We start from the raw sequence: 16,677 nt of genomic DNA, 5'->3' as shown, positions 1-16,677 counted from the left end.
ACATCACGGTGAATGCTACAAGCACTCACCTCTTTTCTTTCCAAATGTAAAGAGGATACTATCCTCTCTCGATAGCATCCTCCTTTCTGATGATATTGCGGTATTTTGTACCCCCCCCCCGCATGAATTTTGCGGGTGTGGGTGAATTTCACTTTATCCATATTTTTCCTCCTATTCTGGTATTTCAACTTCTACGTATTCATCAGTTTGTGATACAAATATCAATGCATCATTAATCTGATCAATTGTAGCGTTGAGTTTTGTTTCTACTTCCTTCAAAGCAGTATTGATTACATTTATGTCTGGTGGATCAGTAGTCTTTGGTAATACTAAACTTATATGCTTAATTGCCAATCAGATCACCCCACTTTGCAAAATTGGTTTTCAATGTATTCCATGTTGCGATATTCTTCTTTATCCAGTCCCAGTCTATGATGTCTACTTGAATGATGAAACGTTCTCCTGTTGAAACAGTTTGCTTTGATAGCTTTACATTGTATAATCTATATTCAGCAGACAATTTGAATCTCCTTCTTTCTTTTCAATATCTCAGGACCAATACTGAATGTAACGACAATGTCATAATATCCTGTATCATAGTCATTTGTATCAATTGAGAAGGAAATATCATGCTCTGAAATAGTACATGGAATTGAAGATATGCTCTTGCATCCTTTTGTCATCTCTACTGTTGCAGTTGAGATAGTAAATTCTACATCATCGGAAGATACAATTGACATGACAATGCTTCTCTTTTCACCTTTTAGCAGCAACATCCATTATCTCCTCCTTTGAACTCTGTATCATAATGATTTTTAACATGAAATGCTTCAATGAATTCTCTCATTTCAGCATTTCCATGGAATTCAATAACATCAAATTTAACGCAGAATGAAACAGGATCAAACTTCATGACTACTGTAGCCATATAGCTAATATTTCCTGCATCATCCTCTGCGTACAGTTCAAGATAATATATTCCACTAAGATCTCTTGGGATTGTTGTTATCCATTTTCCATCTTCTTGTTTTGTAAAATTTATATCAAGACCATTTGATGTTCCAAACACTCTTTTAAGCATCTGTAACTTCGACAGAGATAACAAATGTCTTTCCACTATCCACAGGATTTGGAGTGAGAGTTACTGCACCAAAGACAGGTGGTTTTGTATCTAATTCAACAGTTCTAGTAACTGTAGTCTGTTTCTTTGCACTGTCTGTCGCAATAATCTTAATTGTATTATTACCTTCAACAAGTGTGACATCCTTTGTGAAGGAACCATCGCTTCCGACCGTAACACTGATATCCTCTCCATTGTTGACTTTCAAAACAACAAGAACAGGTGATGATGTTGCATCATTCGTAGTCCCTTTCACTGTAACAGTAGATTTATTTGTAATCAATCCTTGTGTAGGGCTTGTGATATTAAGCGTTGGTGGCACTGTATCGACCTTAAATGTTACAGATACCTGTGTAGCTGCATTTCCATCATTATCAGCGCAATCCACCTTAATCACATTGTTGCCTTCATTTAATGGAGAAGCTGGTGTATAGGAACATTTATATCCACCTGTTATTGGTGTTTTTGTTATACCAGAGGTAATCTTTGTGCCACTGTTAATTGTAATACCAATGGAATTTGGATTTATTCCACTGTCATTATCCTTTACTTCCCATGTTATTGCAGGCTTGTTGTTTGTAATCAATGCTGATGATGTAGGATATGTAATAGTCTGTGTTGGTGCAATTTTTTCCTTTACATAAAGCTTTAGTGAATTACCTAGTGTTGCATCACTTGAATTCTTTGTTGTTACATTTCCAGCATCATCTGTTGCCTTAATGGTCACATCATAGTAATGATTTGCTTGTCCGTAACTGGACTTATTCGGTGCAGTAATCGTTGCTTCATATTTGCCTGTACCAGAGTTTCTGGTAAGATTATAAGTCTGCCCATTGATTACTGCCTGAACTGTTTTAACTGCCATTCTATTCTCCTTTCATCATAAAAATTATTCATCAAAATTAATTTCCATCTCCACATATTCATCAGTGACAGCTGTTACCTGTGGAGCATTGTTGAGATTATTGATATAAGTTCTGAGGTCATCAACTCCTTCTATGTTGATGCCATTTAGCTTTACTCTATAAAGAGGTAACTGGAATGTTGTTCCAGAACTAAGTGTATCCTGTTGGGTTAACGTTGGATCCACAGGATTGCTCGCTGATGGTGTTCCTTTAATTACCTTCAGACTTAGTGTTTCTTGATTATCCTGCTTTGAAATTTCATACACGATTAGATCATATCTTTTTTGATTCTGTGTTCCATTTTCAATCGTTAAGCTTTCAACATCATTAGGATATATAACATAGTTTCTACCTTGAGCCTGTACCATGCCATCTTTAATATTAATCTTGTTGACATTCACAACCTCATGAGCTAATTGATTTCCATATTTAAAAACACCATTCATTCCTGTAAGAGAATGAAAAAAAAGAGCATCATCACGTGCTGTGATTTCCGCCCCTGAAACAGTAAGCTGTTTTCCCATTTAATCACCTACCTTATTCTCGATTTTCAGGTTATCTAGACATCCCGAAAATACTTTTGCCACAATCTTTTTTGTCATGAATATTCCAGTTATGTAATCACGAGCATTGACAACATCTCCAATATCAACACCTGTAACATTATTAATAGTTAAACTCTTTTCATTGCTTATCAATTTGTCACTACCTCCCTCTATTAGCTCGGATATATCCTGGGCATTAGAATTGTCATATATAGTCTTCGTTTCATACAGGCCATATATTCCATCGGCTGTAGCTTGTTCTTTATCTTGGGTAATCGTGCCATTAGATAGCAGATATAGGTGTACTATGGTTCTTTCTGTCAATTCTCCCTGACCTAAACAAATGACATGATTAATCCCATTTTTCAAATCTTTTGCCATTATGTCATATCCATAATCATTGGATAACTCTACATCAATATCACTGATCATATTAACAGCACTTACAACAGCTCTCCCATTAATAAACTCTATCTTCGTTTTCAGGTTAGATTTTTCTAATGTCTTTTCAATGGCTTCAAGTTTATTGATATATCGAATGTCATAGTTGACATCAACTCCACATAATTCTTCAGAACCGACTATCAATCCATCAAAGTAATTATCAAGCACATCTCTAAGAAAAGAATTTGCATCACCACGTGCTTCATAATACGCTTGTCCATCAGGGGGCTCTATATAATCCTGCTTAATTATACCTCTCCACGTCAATCCCCATATGATTACATTCTCCTGGGCCGTGTCTGAAGTTTTACCTTTTACAAGTCCTCCTAATTCCCCACCATCTTCATCATATACAATGGAATAATCGTTGAATCTGTCAGTCCATTCTTCACTTGGAACTGTAATTTCAAAATCATTATCACCGCCATTGTAAAGACCGATATCAAAATCTATATTCCAATGTTTTTGAACATAGTCAATATCTTCTCTATTTGAATCTGTATATATTAATGCCATTTTGGTTCACTTCTTTCATCATAGACAATAAGATCAAATCCAAATCCAGATGACCAGTTAACCGAAGATACACCACTTGGAATTTTTTCGTAAATACGTACTCCCTGACCTTTTATTCTCTTATTGAAGATATCATTCGTTGTCCCACTCAAATCAACAAGATACATTTTTTCTTCCATCGAATCAATGACAGCGTACTCTCCAGCATTGATTGTGATATTGATTCCATACAAGTTATCTCCTATCATAACTTGTGGATTTGAAACAGGACCATAGAAAACTAATCTGAAATTACTACTTTTTATGGATGGATTATAGAAACTATCAATACCCTTTGTTGTTCCATAAACGTATGGGTAATGATATCCATATAACTTTGTATCTGTTTCAGCCATTTCGCTGATATCATCATTTTGCAAAAATGATTTTCTTTCTTCCTTTATCCAAAAAGGATATTCAACGAGCAGTGTAAATTCACAGTTCATATATGCTATGCCCATCTGCCAGTCACTTTTTGAACTTGCGATAAGCTTGCAATTTAGATAATAGTCATCATCAAAGTATAACTTACCGTCTTTATTGTTTACTATATCTGTTTCAAAGAAATCACAAAGATCATTTACATATCCGCTCATTAATTGCTTTCTTTTTGATGCTGAATAAGAAAAATCAGGAAGCACCTTTATGTTGACTTTTCTCTCAACTATATTCTTGTAAATACGCTTTATTTTACCATTTTCTGAATCATAGTCCCAATTGTAGTCAATGATATCACCTTCCTGAAAAAGATAAGGATAGTCAGTAAGACTTATCTCTTTTCCATTTGAATTTACATATTTAATATTCATATACTACCCTATCCTTTCACAAATCCTAAATCAGCCATAAATCTAGCTGTTTCACGATTGTTTGATACCATCTTCATTTTAGAAATTCCATTTTCCAACTTATCAGCTATCTGCTTAGCGTATATAGCAGATGATCTTGAAATATAATCACCTAGAGCATCTGTGTCCATGTATCCCTGTTGTGTATTCATTCTTGCTGACTCCTTTGCATATTTAACAGAAATATCATGTGGGATGACCTGAGCTCCATTAGGCAGATATGTCAATTCTCCACGACCACCTTCATTCATGTATGCAAATCCACCTTGCCAGTTGTCAGTACCATGAGCAAGCTTAGGAATCTTTCCGATATTAACACCTGGAATAAGGTTAATGACACCTATTGCACCATTAATACCACCGATGACACTATTAATAGTTCCTTTTACGCCTCTAACCAATGAATCAACTGCTGATCCAATGCCATCAAACACTCCACTGACAAATCCTGTCAACCCTTTCCATGCTGTTTTTATTGCATTGAATACACCTGTCACTTTACTTGATACTTTGCTCATGATTTTTGAAACAGTATTAAATACAGAATTAAACACACTTGATACAGTCGAAGATATAGGCTTTATAACTGAAATCACAGATGCTATCACACCGGAAACAAATGAAATAATAGGTGTGATTTTATTCATAACCTGTGTGATTATGTTTGCAATAAATGCAATGATTGGACTTATAGCACTCATAATCTGTGACATGACCGCAATCACTGTACTAAGAATCAATTTTATTGGTGGCATCAATGCATTAATGGCATTCATTACCGAACCAAGGATTGCAATCAGCGCTGGCATAATCGCTGCGATTACCTGCGTAACAACCTGTATGATTGTATTTATAACCGGAACGACCATGCTGACTAATTGAGTAATCAACGGGCTCAACTGCGCTACTACTTGGCCTATAAATGATGCTATCTGCACTATCAATGGTGCGAGTGTCTGCAATATTGTCATTAAAGTTGCTCCAACAAGCGTTGCCAGATTAGTAATAACAGGAATAAGTGACATGATAACAGGCTGTAAAGAACTTATGATTGTGTTGACTGTGCTCATCACGGAATTTCTAAACTGCTCATTTGTAGTGAAAAGATAACCAAATGCAGCAGTCAGTGCAGCAATGGCAGCAACCGATATAAGAACTGGTGCACTTATGCCACCAAACACAGAGGAAATCATTGCTTTCATTCCTCCTAGCTCAGTTATTTTTGCACCCAGTTTTCCTATTCCTGAAATCAGCGGTGATATGCTGCTTGTCGTTTTTCCAATAACAACCAATAGTGGTCCTAATCCAGCTACTAGAGCTGCACACTTGACAATTGTAGACTGTATTTGTGGATCTGCACTTGCAAACGCATCAACCATTTCAGTCGCTTTCTGAACAAGTGGAGTAATGACCGGTGTTAAGTTCTGACCTATAGCAATGCTGAGGTTATCAACGGAACCTTGAAACGTTCTTAAGCTATTGGCTGTACCATCAGCAGTTCTTGCATAATCTCCCTGAGCATTTTTAGACATCTCCATAACATAATTGTAACGAAGTTGAACCTTTTCAGCCTGTGACATTTCAGAATAGACCTTTCCTGTCTTTTTGGCAAATTCTTCCAAATTCACCTCTGTCATAACAATACCTAGCTGTTTCAGCGATTCAGTTTCACCCGTAAATACGCCATTCAATGCTGTCATCGCTTGATCTATTCCAACATTTTTAAAAGATGCCAAATCACCAGCAAGCCCTGCCATTGATATTGACATGGCTGTCGCTTGTTTTTGGTTAATTCCCATAGATGTGGCCATATCACCAAACAGAGACGTAGCCTGCAATGCCTGGTTCTTACTTAAACCAAATTGAGTAATAGCTGTATTTGCCCATTCCTTGACCGATTGAGCATTCTTTCCGAATGCAACATCAACTTTATTCAAGTTCTCATCAAAATCAGATGCAGCATTAACTGCTGCTGTACCGGCCGCAGCCAATGGCACAGTAATTCCCACGCTCATAGCTTTTCCAGCACCCGAAATCTTATCACCTACTGATTTCACTTTTGTAGCGAGTCCTTCCATCTTGGCCTGAAACTTATTAACTGTTTTTGTAGCATTGGTAAAGACTTTCTCAAATTCAACAGAATCCCCTGTAACCTTTGCACTTAAAGTATAATCAGCCATCTATTGCCTCCTTTCTGTGAGGCTTTTTCAAACCATTCTTTTCATAAACAATATCAACCCATGATTTACCTTCTTTTCTGTCTACCTCTTTAGCAACAATAATATTCTTATGAATAGTTTCCCTGTCTGCCTTTGCAACTCTTTTCTTTTTCCAGAGTTTTAAGGCTCTTTTGTTTTTCTTTCTATTTGCATTGTAAAATGCGGTGAAACATGCGTTATATGTGTTATACGAATCAGAAACAACTTTATTTTCCCATGCCTTATAAATAAAAGCCTTTTCTCGCTTAGTCAGAGATTCATAATCTTTCTTTGTATATCCAAAATTGACCACAAAAAAAGCAAAGTCTATATCTTCAAGATATGGCTCTGCTATTTTTTCATATTGATCATCAATTTCATCATTAGCTAGATATTCTAGATCTACTAAGCGACTTGGAAGAAAAAAGGACAATCACGCTGCAATGCATCAACAACTATGCTGACAATCTGCGAGTATCCTTCATTCTGAATTAAATCATCAGCAATTTCCAATCCTTTTGAAACAGGAATATATGAATCGTTATCTACATTCTTCAAACCATATGCAAAATATGTTTCTAAAGTTTCAAGACTCATCATTCCACTTGTTTGAGAAAGCAATGCCATAAGCGACATATTGGTTGCCTTTTCAATAATCTTGATTCTTCCAATGTCATACTTTAAATCAAGATTCTGTCCTTTATATTTCAATTCCATAATTAACTACCTGCCTTTGCTGTAACCGTTGCAACGCCTGCTTTTAATGCTTTTCCTGCCGCATCTGTTTCAATGATCATAATCTGCTGTCCAGATGTGGCTGCAATGCCAGCCTTTCCATCCCATGAAGTCTGAGTAACAACTTCACCATAAGCTGGATATGTCAAGGGTGCACTGCCGGTTTTATAGAAATATTTATTGGAGCTGGATTTTGCTGGATTGACATAGGCCATGGTTTGACCTGATGATGTGCCTTCAACCGAAACAACTGTCAGTGTTTCTAATGATGCAGAATCCTGGGGCATTGTATCAGGAGATACTGGATTGGCCAAAAGATCAACCAATGCACCCATTCCTTCTAAAGTCAATGAATATGTCATTGAATCATCGTAAGGTGCTTCCAATGGATAATCTGTAATGACTGCTAGTCCTCCAAATAATCCTCGTTTTCTTTTTCCATCAACAACTTTCAAGCAGACTGGATCACCATTTTCAAATGCTCTTGAGAGAGCGTTGTGACTTTCATCATCCAGCGCATAGATACCATCATTGTCAATGGACCATTCCTTCATTCCTGCGATTTTAGATTTCCACCCACCTTGTGTATCTTTAGATGTAATTTCAATACTATCTGCCGAACGATTGATTGTTAATCCCTGCTGACCGCTGATAGCCAACAGTTCACTTCCATCCATATTATAAATACATAAAAGAATATCTTTTCCCGCCACTGCCTTTGCAGTGGTACTTGAAAAATCACAGTATGCATTATTGTCGAATGCAAATTTCTGCAAATTTAATTTTTTCATAAAGTCCTCCTTTTCCATTAATTTTATATCTTACACTTGAATCCATAACAGATCATAAACTCATAAGACAATACAGCATGTTTTTCCTTTGTTTCATCCTGCTTGATTGTCTGTATGCCATTATTTGTCTGCATAATCAACTCATAATCATCTGGCAAAACAATATCTTCTGTCAAAGCCTCTTCAAGCTGATTAATCATCTCATAAATCTGCAATGATGAATTCGACGGTTGAGCTATTGCATGAATCCATACAGTAAAAACGTCACGATACATTGTTTTTGAATGTGCAGGGCGTTTCCCCACAACCTCGACAAAATAAAAAGGACTTGGTGTATTCAAATCAACATGATCAAAACACTCAAATCCTGTATTTTCTATAATTTTCTTCTGTATAGCAGCTACTAGTTCAACCAAACCTATCTGCTTGTACATAATTATCCACCTTCTTTTTTTATAGCTTTTAAAAGATCCTGCTTAAAAATGACTCCCTGTATATTCACATTATCTCTCAGAAAATGTTGTCCTGGAACATAGTTCCCATCAACAGTTCTATGACCATACTCTACATGTGGAGCATATTCAGAAAGATAGCCCATTTCATCACCGTAAGTCCCTGATGACTTTCTAAGCTCACCAGTATCAACCGGCGTGCTTCCACTGCCTCCACTGCTTCTGGCGGTATTCAACATTTGAGTAACTTGTTTCTTGACAACAGCATTGAATCTTACCCTACTGAGTGCAAGCAATTTCTGCTCCAATGCATCAATCTCTGTTTTATTGACTTCAATATTAAACATTGACATAAACACGTTCACTCCTTATACGCCTTAACCAATATAGCTGTATATCGTGGTGATAATGATGTAACTTCGGTAATTTCCTGCATGATTCCATCAATTTCAGCAAAATTACATTTTGGAAATTCACAGAATGGAACAGGTATGACAAATCGCTGTTCGTTTTTTGTAACATTTCTATTTTCTAAAGCAATTTGCAAATCTGTCCAGGGGGTAAATCTGCATATCGTTTCAAGAACTTTCTTTTTTTCATACACAGGATTTCTAAGTGCATCTATATCAATTTTTTGATTTTGATATAATTGACATTTTTTCCAAATCATAGAAAATGCACAACCTTCCCATTGCCACTGGAATTAATCTTCCCTTTTAGAAAGCTATTTATCTCATTGGCATATTCGGAAAGAATATCTTCATAAAAAGATGTGGATAAATTTGAAACATTTTCAGATGATATGCCTTCATAATAGATTCTTCTTACAGCCTTAATGACTGCATCAACACATATCGAGTTAAAAACTTCAGGTAGATTTTCTTCACCCAATCGAATACATAATCTGTCATTGATTGTCTGTATGAGTTCAATAATCAAGTCATCTGGCGGTCTTGTAGAACCAAGACGTGTTTTGACTCTATCAAGAATAGTTGCATCATTCATATTGTATTAGGCCTTTGCAGTTACTGATGCAGACCCACTGGCTTGTGCCTGATAAGATGCATCACATTCAACAACTGTAATTGTTTGCCCTGTGGCTGCGGTAATATCTGACTCTCCATCCCATGCAGTCCATCCACGTACATTTTGACCATAAGTCACTTCTGTTTCTTCAGTAGCCACTTTATATTTGTATAAATGACTTGCATCCTCTTTTGCTGGAGTCACAGTAATTTTTGTATCTCCTGTTTCAGTCCCTGCTGCTGATTGTACTGTCAATGTTCCTAATGTGGGAGTCGAATCAACAGTAATGACTGCCACTGCATCAATATATTCAGCGAATAATCTTACACCCATGATAGCATACAATTCAGATAACATTCTTGTATAGTTACCTTCCGCATGGACACCAATAAATCCAGTCTCTGTATCTGTCGTGAACTCTAATCCGGCTTTAGCAAATTCGGAATCAGCTGGATCAACGTAATAAGCAACCATATTGTTCAAAGCTGTGGCCTCTACTGTCCCTTCTGGGATTTCAGAAGAAATAAACATATAATCTGCTCCCATGAAATTTTTAACATAATCCATACCAAATGCAGTCTGAATTGAAATGTTTGATGAACCAACATATTTGTATACATCCAATGTATTAACGAAAACTGCAATACCAGTGGCGTTCTTTCTCATCTTTTTAAACTTGTCTTTGACTCTACCAATTGACATGGCAATAGCCATCTGCCAAGTTGCTTCGCTTGATTTCAATGTACCTGTAGCCATGAAATCATAAAATCTGTCAAGTACATCATCTCTCAATAATGTAAGCATTTCTTCATCCGTCATAGCAACAGCATTATCATATCCATGTTCAGCAATTGCTTCAATAGATGTAGATTTTCTCCATTTTTCAATAGTAATTGTATCGAATGTTTCCTCTTTGACAGTAAACTGTGATAGAGGGATTTCATCACCTTCAGCAACGTTTCCATCCTGCAATACTCCTGCTGCTGTTTTTTTCTTAAGTGCACTTCCATTTGCCTTTTTAATCATGCGTGTAATACCCATGATATCTAATAAAGCCTGCAAACTATCAGAAAAGCTTGATACAAAATCAATTTCTCTGGCTTTTGTTTGAATCTGAGCTTTTCCAGTCATGTTGTCAGGAGCAGCGAATTTCTGTAAATTAAATAATCTTTTCATCAAATAACCTCCTATTTTTCAAATAAATCCATATGCTCTGCAATAAGCTTCTGTCGTTCGGCTCTGTCCTTTACCTTCATGATTTTTTCTTTTGTAATCGAATCAGATCCAGTGCTATTCTTAGGAGCTTTACCTTTTAAAGCGTCCTTTACAGCATCATTAACAGCGCTTTTAAACAGCTCAATAAATGATTTAACAGCTTCCTTTGTATTTTCTGCGCTATTGCTCACAAGATTAGCTAAAAGTTCATCAGTGATATTAATTCCATCTTCACTCAACATCTTTCTAGCAACTTTTGTCATCTCAGTTAAGCTCTTTTCCTTCATCATTTCATCAAGCTGCTTCTGAAGCTTATCACGTTCATATTCAGCCTTTTCTGTTGCATTCATTTCTGCAAGTTTTTTGGCTTCATCTACTTCTTTTTCCTTCTTTTTTTGCCATTCGGCGAATTTCTTATCAATTATGCTGTTTAGATCAGCATCAGTATATTTCTTTTCGCCTTCGCCTTTCTTTTCATCTTTCTTAGTTTCATTTTGATGTTCTTCAGCTTGTTGTTCGCTTTTTTTGCCATCTTCACTTGTTGAAGAATCATCATCAGCAAAAAGCTGTAAGTTAAATTTTTTAAATAACATAATCATTCCTCCATAGTTTAAAGTTTCAATGCTTAACTAATCCGTAGTTTATAGTCACCACGCCTGACTCATCCGTAGCTTTTCAAGTCTTCCACGCCTGGACAATTATTCAATTATTGATACATGATTTGGATAACTTGATGCTATCTCTCTAATCCCAATAAAAAAAGACGATACTAGCAATCGTCCATTGTCAGATATATTCTTGATTATAATTTTGGAAAAATCGTCTGCAAAATCCACATTTACTTTATCATTCGTCAATTCATCAAGAGAAAAATAAAGAGTATAGAAAAGAGAAGAAACAGCTGAACATACAATATCCTGCCCGTATGGTCCATAGCAGGCATGTCCACTGACAATAATTTCTATATTGTCATCAAAAATTTTTTTACTAGCTTTTATCACCAAGAATCTCCTTCAACTGCTGGAATGAATAATGATCAACTCTCATGTATATATGTTGCTCTGGATAAATATAAAAAAATGCAGGAAGTTTCGTCACTCCACATTTTTCAGCAAACTGTGGATTAACATCTGCATCTATTATTTCAATTTTTTCTTTTCCAAATAAATCAATGAGAGGCAAAATCTTTGTCTTCATGGCATTTCTGCATGGCGGACACCATTTCGTATGAAAGAATAAAATCTTTTTCATCTCGATTTCCTTTAAAATTCTTCATTTCCAGCAAGATTTCTTTCTGGATGATGTCTTTTATTATCCAAGAAAACAGATAATAAAAGTAGATTTTCAACAGTTACTTCTTCTCCAGCGTCTATATAGTCAACTATTCTTTGTCTATCATCCTGATTATCTGCATTGCTGAATATGCCAACGATAAAATCCTTATCATCATATATTGCCTTTAATTTTTCCAATAACATATTGTCTAAATCTGTCATAATTTTCTACCTACCGTTTCATCTATGAGCTTTTTACCAATGATTCTATAATTACCAAATTCTATCACTTCAATAGTATATATATAATCGCCTATAGGCTTTGACACTATTTTTTGCTTTAATTGCTCCTTTGTCAGATTTGTATTCAACTCACTCATGACATGAGCATACTCTTTCTTTGGCAATATAATTGTATCATAATCTTTAGGCCTTTTTGAAAACATTTGAAGATCAAGAGGAAATTTCATAGAAAAATTCTCGATAATAGAATTTGATTTTTCTTGATTGCTTTGTCCATGCTTTTCTACATAGTCATCCACCCACTTATCCCAGTCATCAACAACGATTTCAAACGTACATCTACACCATGGATGGAATGGCGGAAAATTAATACCTGCCTGTCTATCGCCTATATTAAATACCTTAGAGGACATTTCTTTACATACAGGACACACCTGGCCATCTCCAACTGTGGATATTCTATATTGCTCAAAATCTTCAGTGAATGGTTGCATAGTTGCCTCCGCCATAACATATGTTCCTTCTGTATAAATAAGACGATAGGCATCATTCTTAGAAACTTTTATAAAGCGATTTCTCAATGATGAAGTTAGCTTAGCATATGAATCACCACGTGCAAATCCTTGAGCGATATCAGTATTCAAGTAATTTGCAAGCTTGTTAGTATTATTCCATATCCTAGTTGAAAAGCTTTCTCCATTGCTCCATGGAGTATCAACAAAATTCTTAACAATCTGATCATTTACACTATAGAAATTCTTTCCAAATCCCATAGCTTCCATTGAAGTATTGGCACTCTTAGCTGCTAAGTTATTTAGATATTCAGTGACTTCTTCCTGATCTTTCATAGCCATTTCATGCTGCTGCATGATGATTGAATACTGTAATCCTTCCAGACGATTCAACTTATATATGCTTTCTCTGACAGGCACTAGATGTGCATACTTTGGATATTTATAGACAAAATCATCTATTTTTTCCATAAGAAGCTTTATGTCTTCATCTGGAAGTTTTTCAAGAAGAATCCTATATTCTATAACATTGTCTTTACCGTACTTTGTATAGTATGCAGCAATTTCCTTATCAAGTCTTGAAAATTCCTTTTCGTAATATTTGGAAAGTCTTTTATTTAAGGAGTTTTCATTCTTCGATGCCCATTTTTTCAATTCATCAGTTCTTTTCTTCCAATACTGGTTCATCTGTATTAATATTTTCCTCTACTGTCCTATTTGTAGGATAATTTGTTGAATATTCCAATGGATCTGTTTCTTTTTCAATCTTATTCAATTCTTCCTGGACATCTTCAACAGCACTAATGATTTTCAACTGCGTTTCTTTAGAAACAATGCCACTTAACTGTGCAGCAATCTGTGATTCCTCCAACAGATTTGTAGGATAGTTGAATGTAAATTTATATTCAATATCCAACCAGTCATCCTTTTTCATTTTGTTAACTGGATTGCTAAAGATGAGCATGTATCGTCTATTCATGCCACTTGTGAACTTTCTTTCTTTAGTTTTAGCTAAATTGCTCATGGCCTGAAGCTTATATTTTAAAGAAATACCTGAACTTGTTCCAAAATCCTCATCAGATATATTCGCTACCATGCTAATCTGGAAAATAAGCTTTTCTAGACGATTGATCAAGTTTTCCTGTGTAGTATCACCATTAGGCTTTTGAAGGAACTCAACTACCAGCTTATCGCTATCATCACCATCAAAATTGATGATTCTATTTTCTCTAAGTTTCTTAATTTCATCATCATTTAATGCAGCTCCTAGTATTTTTAAATATGCATCAGCAAAATAATCAACATCATTTGCCTTTTCAGAAATAGCCTTGTTATAGGCATCTATCATTGTCATGACCGGAGAAAACAAACCAATCCTTTCCTCGTTTTCTCTATACTCAGTGGCAGGTACACCAGAAAATCCGTGTGGCTTATTGTCATAATCCAAGAAATGCAATCCACCATCATCCGCAAAATAACGAACATAGGTATCATCTGATACGCTTCCATGCATAACCTTGTCAGAATCAATATACATTCTTACAAAATATTTTGGCCTTTCCAGCACTGAGTCATCATAGATGATAAACGACTCCATAGGTGATACGTAGGTTATGCCAATCTCACCGTTCTCATCAACAAAGTACATTTCATATGCGAATCCAAAAATATCACACATCTTTGAAAGTTCAGCATTGTTATCGTCCTGATCATTGTACTTGTCAAGCATGTTTATATAGTCATCAACAACTTTGTTCTTTGATGTCACCTTAATAGGATTTCCAATAAAAAAACCGTTGAACGTATCAACGATATATTTGGCAAAATTAACAGCAATTCTGTTGTCTGGCTTCCATTCTGGTTTTGAATTTTCATCAAATATCTTATATTTTGTTTCGTAGGCATTCAATAACGGCTCTAATTTTTTTCTTGAAAAAGAACGATGCTTATTAATAAACTTATTTAATTCATCAATTGTCAGTTCTTCATCATCAGCAATTCTAAACATCAAATTCCTCCTTCTATAGAGTTATATCCTACATTTTTATGCAGGATTGTATATATGAAATATCGTACAGCATCCATGCAGTGGTCATTCTCCTTTATGGGCTTATCATTGCCACTGGATGCTGATTTTGAATCCCATGCGTATGTGTTAAATTCCTTGATTGTCATTTTACATGATTCATAGAAATAAATAACACCTATGTTCAAATAATTTCCAACGACACGTATGCCGTCTTCAACATCATTCTTTGCTTTCTTTACCCTGAATCCTCTTTTCTTCAATTCAGCAATGAATGATGCAGCAGATGGATCCACAACAACTTTATTAATCTTCATTCCATCAAGAAATGCTATTAGATCATCTGCATACTCACTGTCTGTTTTTTGTTTTTGCTTATCTCGACCAGAATAATAATATTCGTTGGTGCAGTACCATTTTCCGTCCACACTCTTTTCCCAAAGCAAAAAGACCATGGCATTTTGAGTTCCATAGTCGCAGCTTACATAACGATATCTACTGTCATCAATAAAGTTATTTAGCGTCTTCTTAACAACGTGCTTTGAATATTCAAACATATCATAAATGATACCTTCGGCAACTTTCCACATTCCTAGAATATATCTATCATAGAATACGCCACTCCACTGTTTCATGTATCTTTGCTTTATTTCTTCGGATAAAGATAGATTGTCTTCCATTGTAAAATGGAGGTAAATCAAATTTTTCTCTCTAGTCTTATCTATCCAATTAACCTTAAACCAATGAAAAGGCCCATCTGGATTGCAGTTGAACCAAAACTTTGAACCATCAACAGAACATCTGGCTGTTGCCTGATTGACAAAACTTTCTGGCATCAAGGCAACTTCATCAAAGAAACATCCAGCAAGGGTAATACCCTGAATGAGGTCCTGAGAACGCTCATCCTTTCCACCAAAAATATAGAAATAATTTTCAGTCGATTTTCTTTTAACAACAACAAGATTATCTGCCCTATGGTCTTGAACTATATAACCTCTGGACTTTAGCATGGGTTTTAAAACATTGAGTACATTTCTTCTAAATGATCCAATTGTCTTTCCACACATTCCAAAGTTCTGTCCATTGAATCTTGTCATGGCCCATAACACATAAGACAATGACATGCTTACAGTCTTACCTGAACGAATGGCACCTTCCGCTATGATTCCATCTCTTGCTTTCACTGGACTTTCATCAGTCCACCAGTTCAATACTTTCCTCTGCTTTTTTGAAAAAGGCTTAAACTTAAAAATATTCTTATTCTTCATCTTTCCAGTCATCCTTTGCAGAGGCATTTAAAGCTTCAATAAATCCATCATCATGACTATCATCCAAATCATCAGCTATATGCTTAGATAACCAATCTAGAGCTTTTAAACAATCCGACATTTTGATTGCCTTTCCATCTAGTTCATTCTTATCAAGAAAAGCAATATCTATGTACTTTTGAAATATTTCAACTGGATCAAGCATGGCATCAGCAAGCATTTCCTGTTTTAACTTCTTGATTGTTTCTTGAACCAGTGGTTCATTAAGTAAGCGACTACCCCTAACCATTGCCGAGCCATAAGTCACATGAGGTCTTATGATCTGATAAGCTTTAGTTGCATTGTGGTATCTAAGATAATAAACACAAAAAAGCTGGCGTTCTTCATCCAGTTTACTATCACTCATCAGTGTTTCAATAATATCATTTGCCTTCTTAAGGGGTGCACCCTTTTTCTTCTTTGGGGGTGCACCCTCTTTTTTATCCATCTTATTCCAGTGGCGAGTTTTCCATGACTTTAC

General features: G+C 35.6%; 25 protein-coding genes. All 25 read right to left on the bottom strand.

The genetic code is table 11. The features are described 5' to 3' along the window. Positions 1-171: 171 nt before the first annotated feature. The 25 genes from B5E87_RS07975 to B5E87_RS07860 all read right to left on the bottom strand — a co-directional run bounded on the left by B5E87_RS07975 (position 172) and on the right by B5E87_RS07860 (position 16,644). Positions 172-354 (bottom strand): hypothetical protein, encoded by a 183-nt coding sequence (locus tag B5E87_RS07975; RefSeq protein WP_087244398.1) that lies wholly within the window; start codon positions 352-354, stop codon positions 172-174. Continuing rightward, positions 344-520 (bottom strand): hypothetical protein, encoded by a 177-nt coding sequence (locus B5E87_RS15045; protein WP_158095581.1) that lies wholly within the window; start codon positions 518-520, stop codon positions 344-346. The genes B5E87_RS07975 and B5E87_RS15045 overlap by 11 nt, the downstream gene beginning before the upstream one ends. Further along, positions 510-776 (bottom strand): hypothetical protein, encoded by a 267-nt coding sequence (locus tag B5E87_RS07970; RefSeq protein WP_087244397.1) that lies wholly within the window; start codon positions 774-776, stop codon positions 510-512. The genes B5E87_RS15045 and B5E87_RS07970 overlap by 11 nt, the downstream gene beginning before the upstream one ends. Continuing rightward, positions 764-1,081, bottom strand: coding sequence for a PF13754 domain-containing protein (locus B5E87_RS07965; protein WP_087244396.1), 318 nt, complete (start codon positions 1,079-1,081; stop codon positions 764-766). The genes B5E87_RS07970 and B5E87_RS07965 overlap by 13 nt, the downstream gene beginning before the upstream one ends. Further along, complete coding sequence (locus B5E87_RS07960; protein ID WP_087244395.1) at positions 1,074-1,985, bottom strand: hypothetical protein; 912 nt, start codon at positions 1,983-1,985, stop codon at positions 1,074-1,076. Before B5E87_RS07960 ends, B5E87_RS07965 begins: the two co-directional genes overlap by 8 nt. A 24-nt stretch (positions 1,986-2,009) precedes the next feature. Next, complete coding sequence (locus B5E87_RS07955; protein ID WP_087244394.1) at positions 2,010-2,549, bottom strand: hypothetical protein; 540 nt, start codon at positions 2,547-2,549, stop codon at positions 2,010-2,012. After that, positions 2,550-3,530 (bottom strand): hypothetical protein, encoded by a 981-nt coding sequence (locus B5E87_RS07950; RefSeq protein ID WP_087244393.1) that lies wholly within the window; start codon positions 3,528-3,530, stop codon positions 2,550-2,552. Beyond that, positions 3,521-4,378, bottom strand: a complete 858-nt coding sequence (locus tag B5E87_RS07945) for a hypothetical protein (protein WP_087244392.1) — start codon at positions 4,376-4,378, stop codon at positions 3,521-3,523. The genes B5E87_RS07950 and B5E87_RS07945 overlap by 10 nt, the downstream gene beginning before the upstream one ends. A gap of 8 nt (positions 4,379-4,386) precedes the next feature. Further along, positions 4,387-6,597 carry a phage tail tape measure protein gene (locus B5E87_RS07940; protein WP_087244391.1) on the bottom strand — a complete coding sequence of 737 codons (2,211 nt, stop codon included), beginning with the start codon at positions 6,595-6,597 and terminating at the stop codon, positions 4,387-4,389. After that, on the bottom strand, positions 6,590-6,928 hold the full coding sequence (locus B5E87_RS07935) for a hypothetical protein (protein WP_206399270.1): 339 nt from the start codon (positions 6,926-6,928) through the stop codon (positions 6,590-6,592). The genes B5E87_RS07940 and B5E87_RS07935 overlap by 8 nt, the downstream gene beginning before the upstream one ends. A 92-nt stretch (positions 6,929-7,020) precedes the next feature. After that, positions 7,021-7,332, bottom strand: a complete 312-nt coding sequence (locus tag B5E87_RS07930) for a hypothetical protein (RefSeq protein ID WP_087244389.1) — start codon at positions 7,330-7,332, stop codon at positions 7,021-7,023. Between the two features lie 2 nt (positions 7,333-7,334). Continuing rightward, positions 7,335-8,141 (bottom strand): phage major tail protein, TP901-1 family, encoded by an 807-nt coding sequence (locus tag B5E87_RS07925; protein ID WP_087244388.1) that lies wholly within the window; start codon positions 8,139-8,141, stop codon positions 7,335-7,337. Positions 8,142-8,164: 23 nt separating this feature from the next. Further along, positions 8,165-8,575 carry a DUF5072 family protein gene (locus B5E87_RS07920; RefSeq protein WP_087244387.1) on the bottom strand — a complete coding sequence of 137 codons (411 nt, stop codon included), beginning with the start codon at positions 8,573-8,575 and terminating at the stop codon, positions 8,165-8,167. A 2-nt stretch (positions 8,576-8,577) separates the two neighbouring features. After that, positions 8,578-8,946 carry an HK97 gp10 family phage protein gene (locus B5E87_RS07915; RefSeq protein WP_087244386.1) on the bottom strand — a complete coding sequence of 123 codons (369 nt, stop codon included), beginning with the start codon at positions 8,944-8,946 and terminating at the stop codon, positions 8,578-8,580. 8 nt (positions 8,947-8,954) lie between these two features. Then, on the bottom strand, positions 8,955-9,263 hold the full coding sequence (locus tag B5E87_RS07910; protein ID WP_087244385.1) for a hypothetical protein: 309 nt from the start codon (positions 9,261-9,263) through the stop codon (positions 8,955-8,957). Then, positions 9,260-9,598, bottom strand: coding sequence for a hypothetical protein (locus tag B5E87_RS07905; protein ID WP_206399269.1), 339 nt, complete (start codon positions 9,596-9,598; stop codon positions 9,260-9,262). Before B5E87_RS07905 ends, B5E87_RS07910 begins: the two co-directional genes overlap by 4 nt. Positions 9,599-9,604: 6 nt before the next feature. Continuing rightward, a complete protein-coding gene (locus B5E87_RS07900) occupies positions 9,605-10,795 on the bottom strand; it encodes a hypothetical protein (protein ID WP_158095580.1) in 1,191 nt (396 codons plus the stop codon). A gap of 11 nt (positions 10,796-10,806) precedes the next feature. Beyond that, the gene (locus B5E87_RS07895; RefSeq protein ID WP_087244384.1) at positions 10,807-11,427 is read right to left on the bottom strand and encodes a DUF4355 domain-containing protein; all 621 of its coding nucleotides are present in this window, start codon (positions 11,425-11,427) and stop codon (positions 10,807-10,809) included. A gap of 105 nt (positions 11,428-11,532) precedes the next feature. Further along, positions 11,533-11,835, bottom strand: a complete 303-nt coding sequence (locus B5E87_RS07890) for a ribosomal-processing cysteine protease Prp (protein ID WP_158095579.1) — start codon at positions 11,833-11,835, stop codon at positions 11,533-11,535. Next, positions 11,822-12,085, bottom strand: a complete 264-nt coding sequence (locus B5E87_RS07885; protein WP_087244382.1) for a thioredoxin family protein — start codon at positions 12,083-12,085, stop codon at positions 11,822-11,824. Before B5E87_RS07885 ends, B5E87_RS07890 begins: the two co-directional genes overlap by 14 nt. An 11-nt stretch (positions 12,086-12,096) precedes the next feature. Beyond that, on the bottom strand, positions 12,097-12,330 hold the full coding sequence (locus tag B5E87_RS07880; RefSeq protein ID WP_087244381.1) for a hypothetical protein: 234 nt from the start codon (positions 12,328-12,330) through the stop codon (positions 12,097-12,099). Continuing rightward, entirely contained in the window at positions 12,327-13,550 is a 1,224-nt protein-coding gene (locus tag B5E87_RS07875) for a minor capsid protein (RefSeq protein WP_087244380.1), read from the bottom strand. The genes B5E87_RS07880 and B5E87_RS07875 overlap by 4 nt, the downstream gene beginning before the upstream one ends. After that, positions 13,522-14,871 (bottom strand): phage portal protein, encoded by a 1,350-nt coding sequence (locus B5E87_RS07870; RefSeq protein WP_087244379.1) that lies wholly within the window; start codon positions 14,869-14,871, stop codon positions 13,522-13,524. Before B5E87_RS07870 ends, B5E87_RS07875 begins: the two co-directional genes overlap by 29 nt. Beyond that, positions 14,871-16,157 (bottom strand): PBSX family phage terminase large subunit, encoded by a 1,287-nt coding sequence (locus B5E87_RS07865; protein WP_206399267.1) that lies wholly within the window; start codon positions 16,155-16,157, stop codon positions 14,871-14,873. Before B5E87_RS07865 ends, B5E87_RS07870 begins: the two co-directional genes overlap by 1 nt. Continuing rightward, positions 16,147-16,644: a terminase small subunit gene (locus tag B5E87_RS07860; protein ID WP_158095578.1), complete on the bottom strand. Its 498-nt coding sequence runs from the start codon at positions 16,642-16,644 to the stop codon at positions 16,147-16,149. The genes B5E87_RS07865 and B5E87_RS07860 overlap by 11 nt, the downstream gene beginning before the upstream one ends. Positions 16,645-16,677 lie beyond the last annotated feature (33 nt).

The organism is Massilimicrobiota sp. An142, assembly GCF_002160725.1.
In the GTDB taxonomy this organism is placed as follows: domain Bacteria; phylum Bacillota_I; class Bacilli_A; order Erysipelotrichales; family Coprobacillaceae; genus Allocoprobacillus; species Allocoprobacillus merdigallinarum.
Note: the sequence above shows the minus strand (reverse complement) of the source record. Positions and strands in the feature narration are given on the sequence as shown.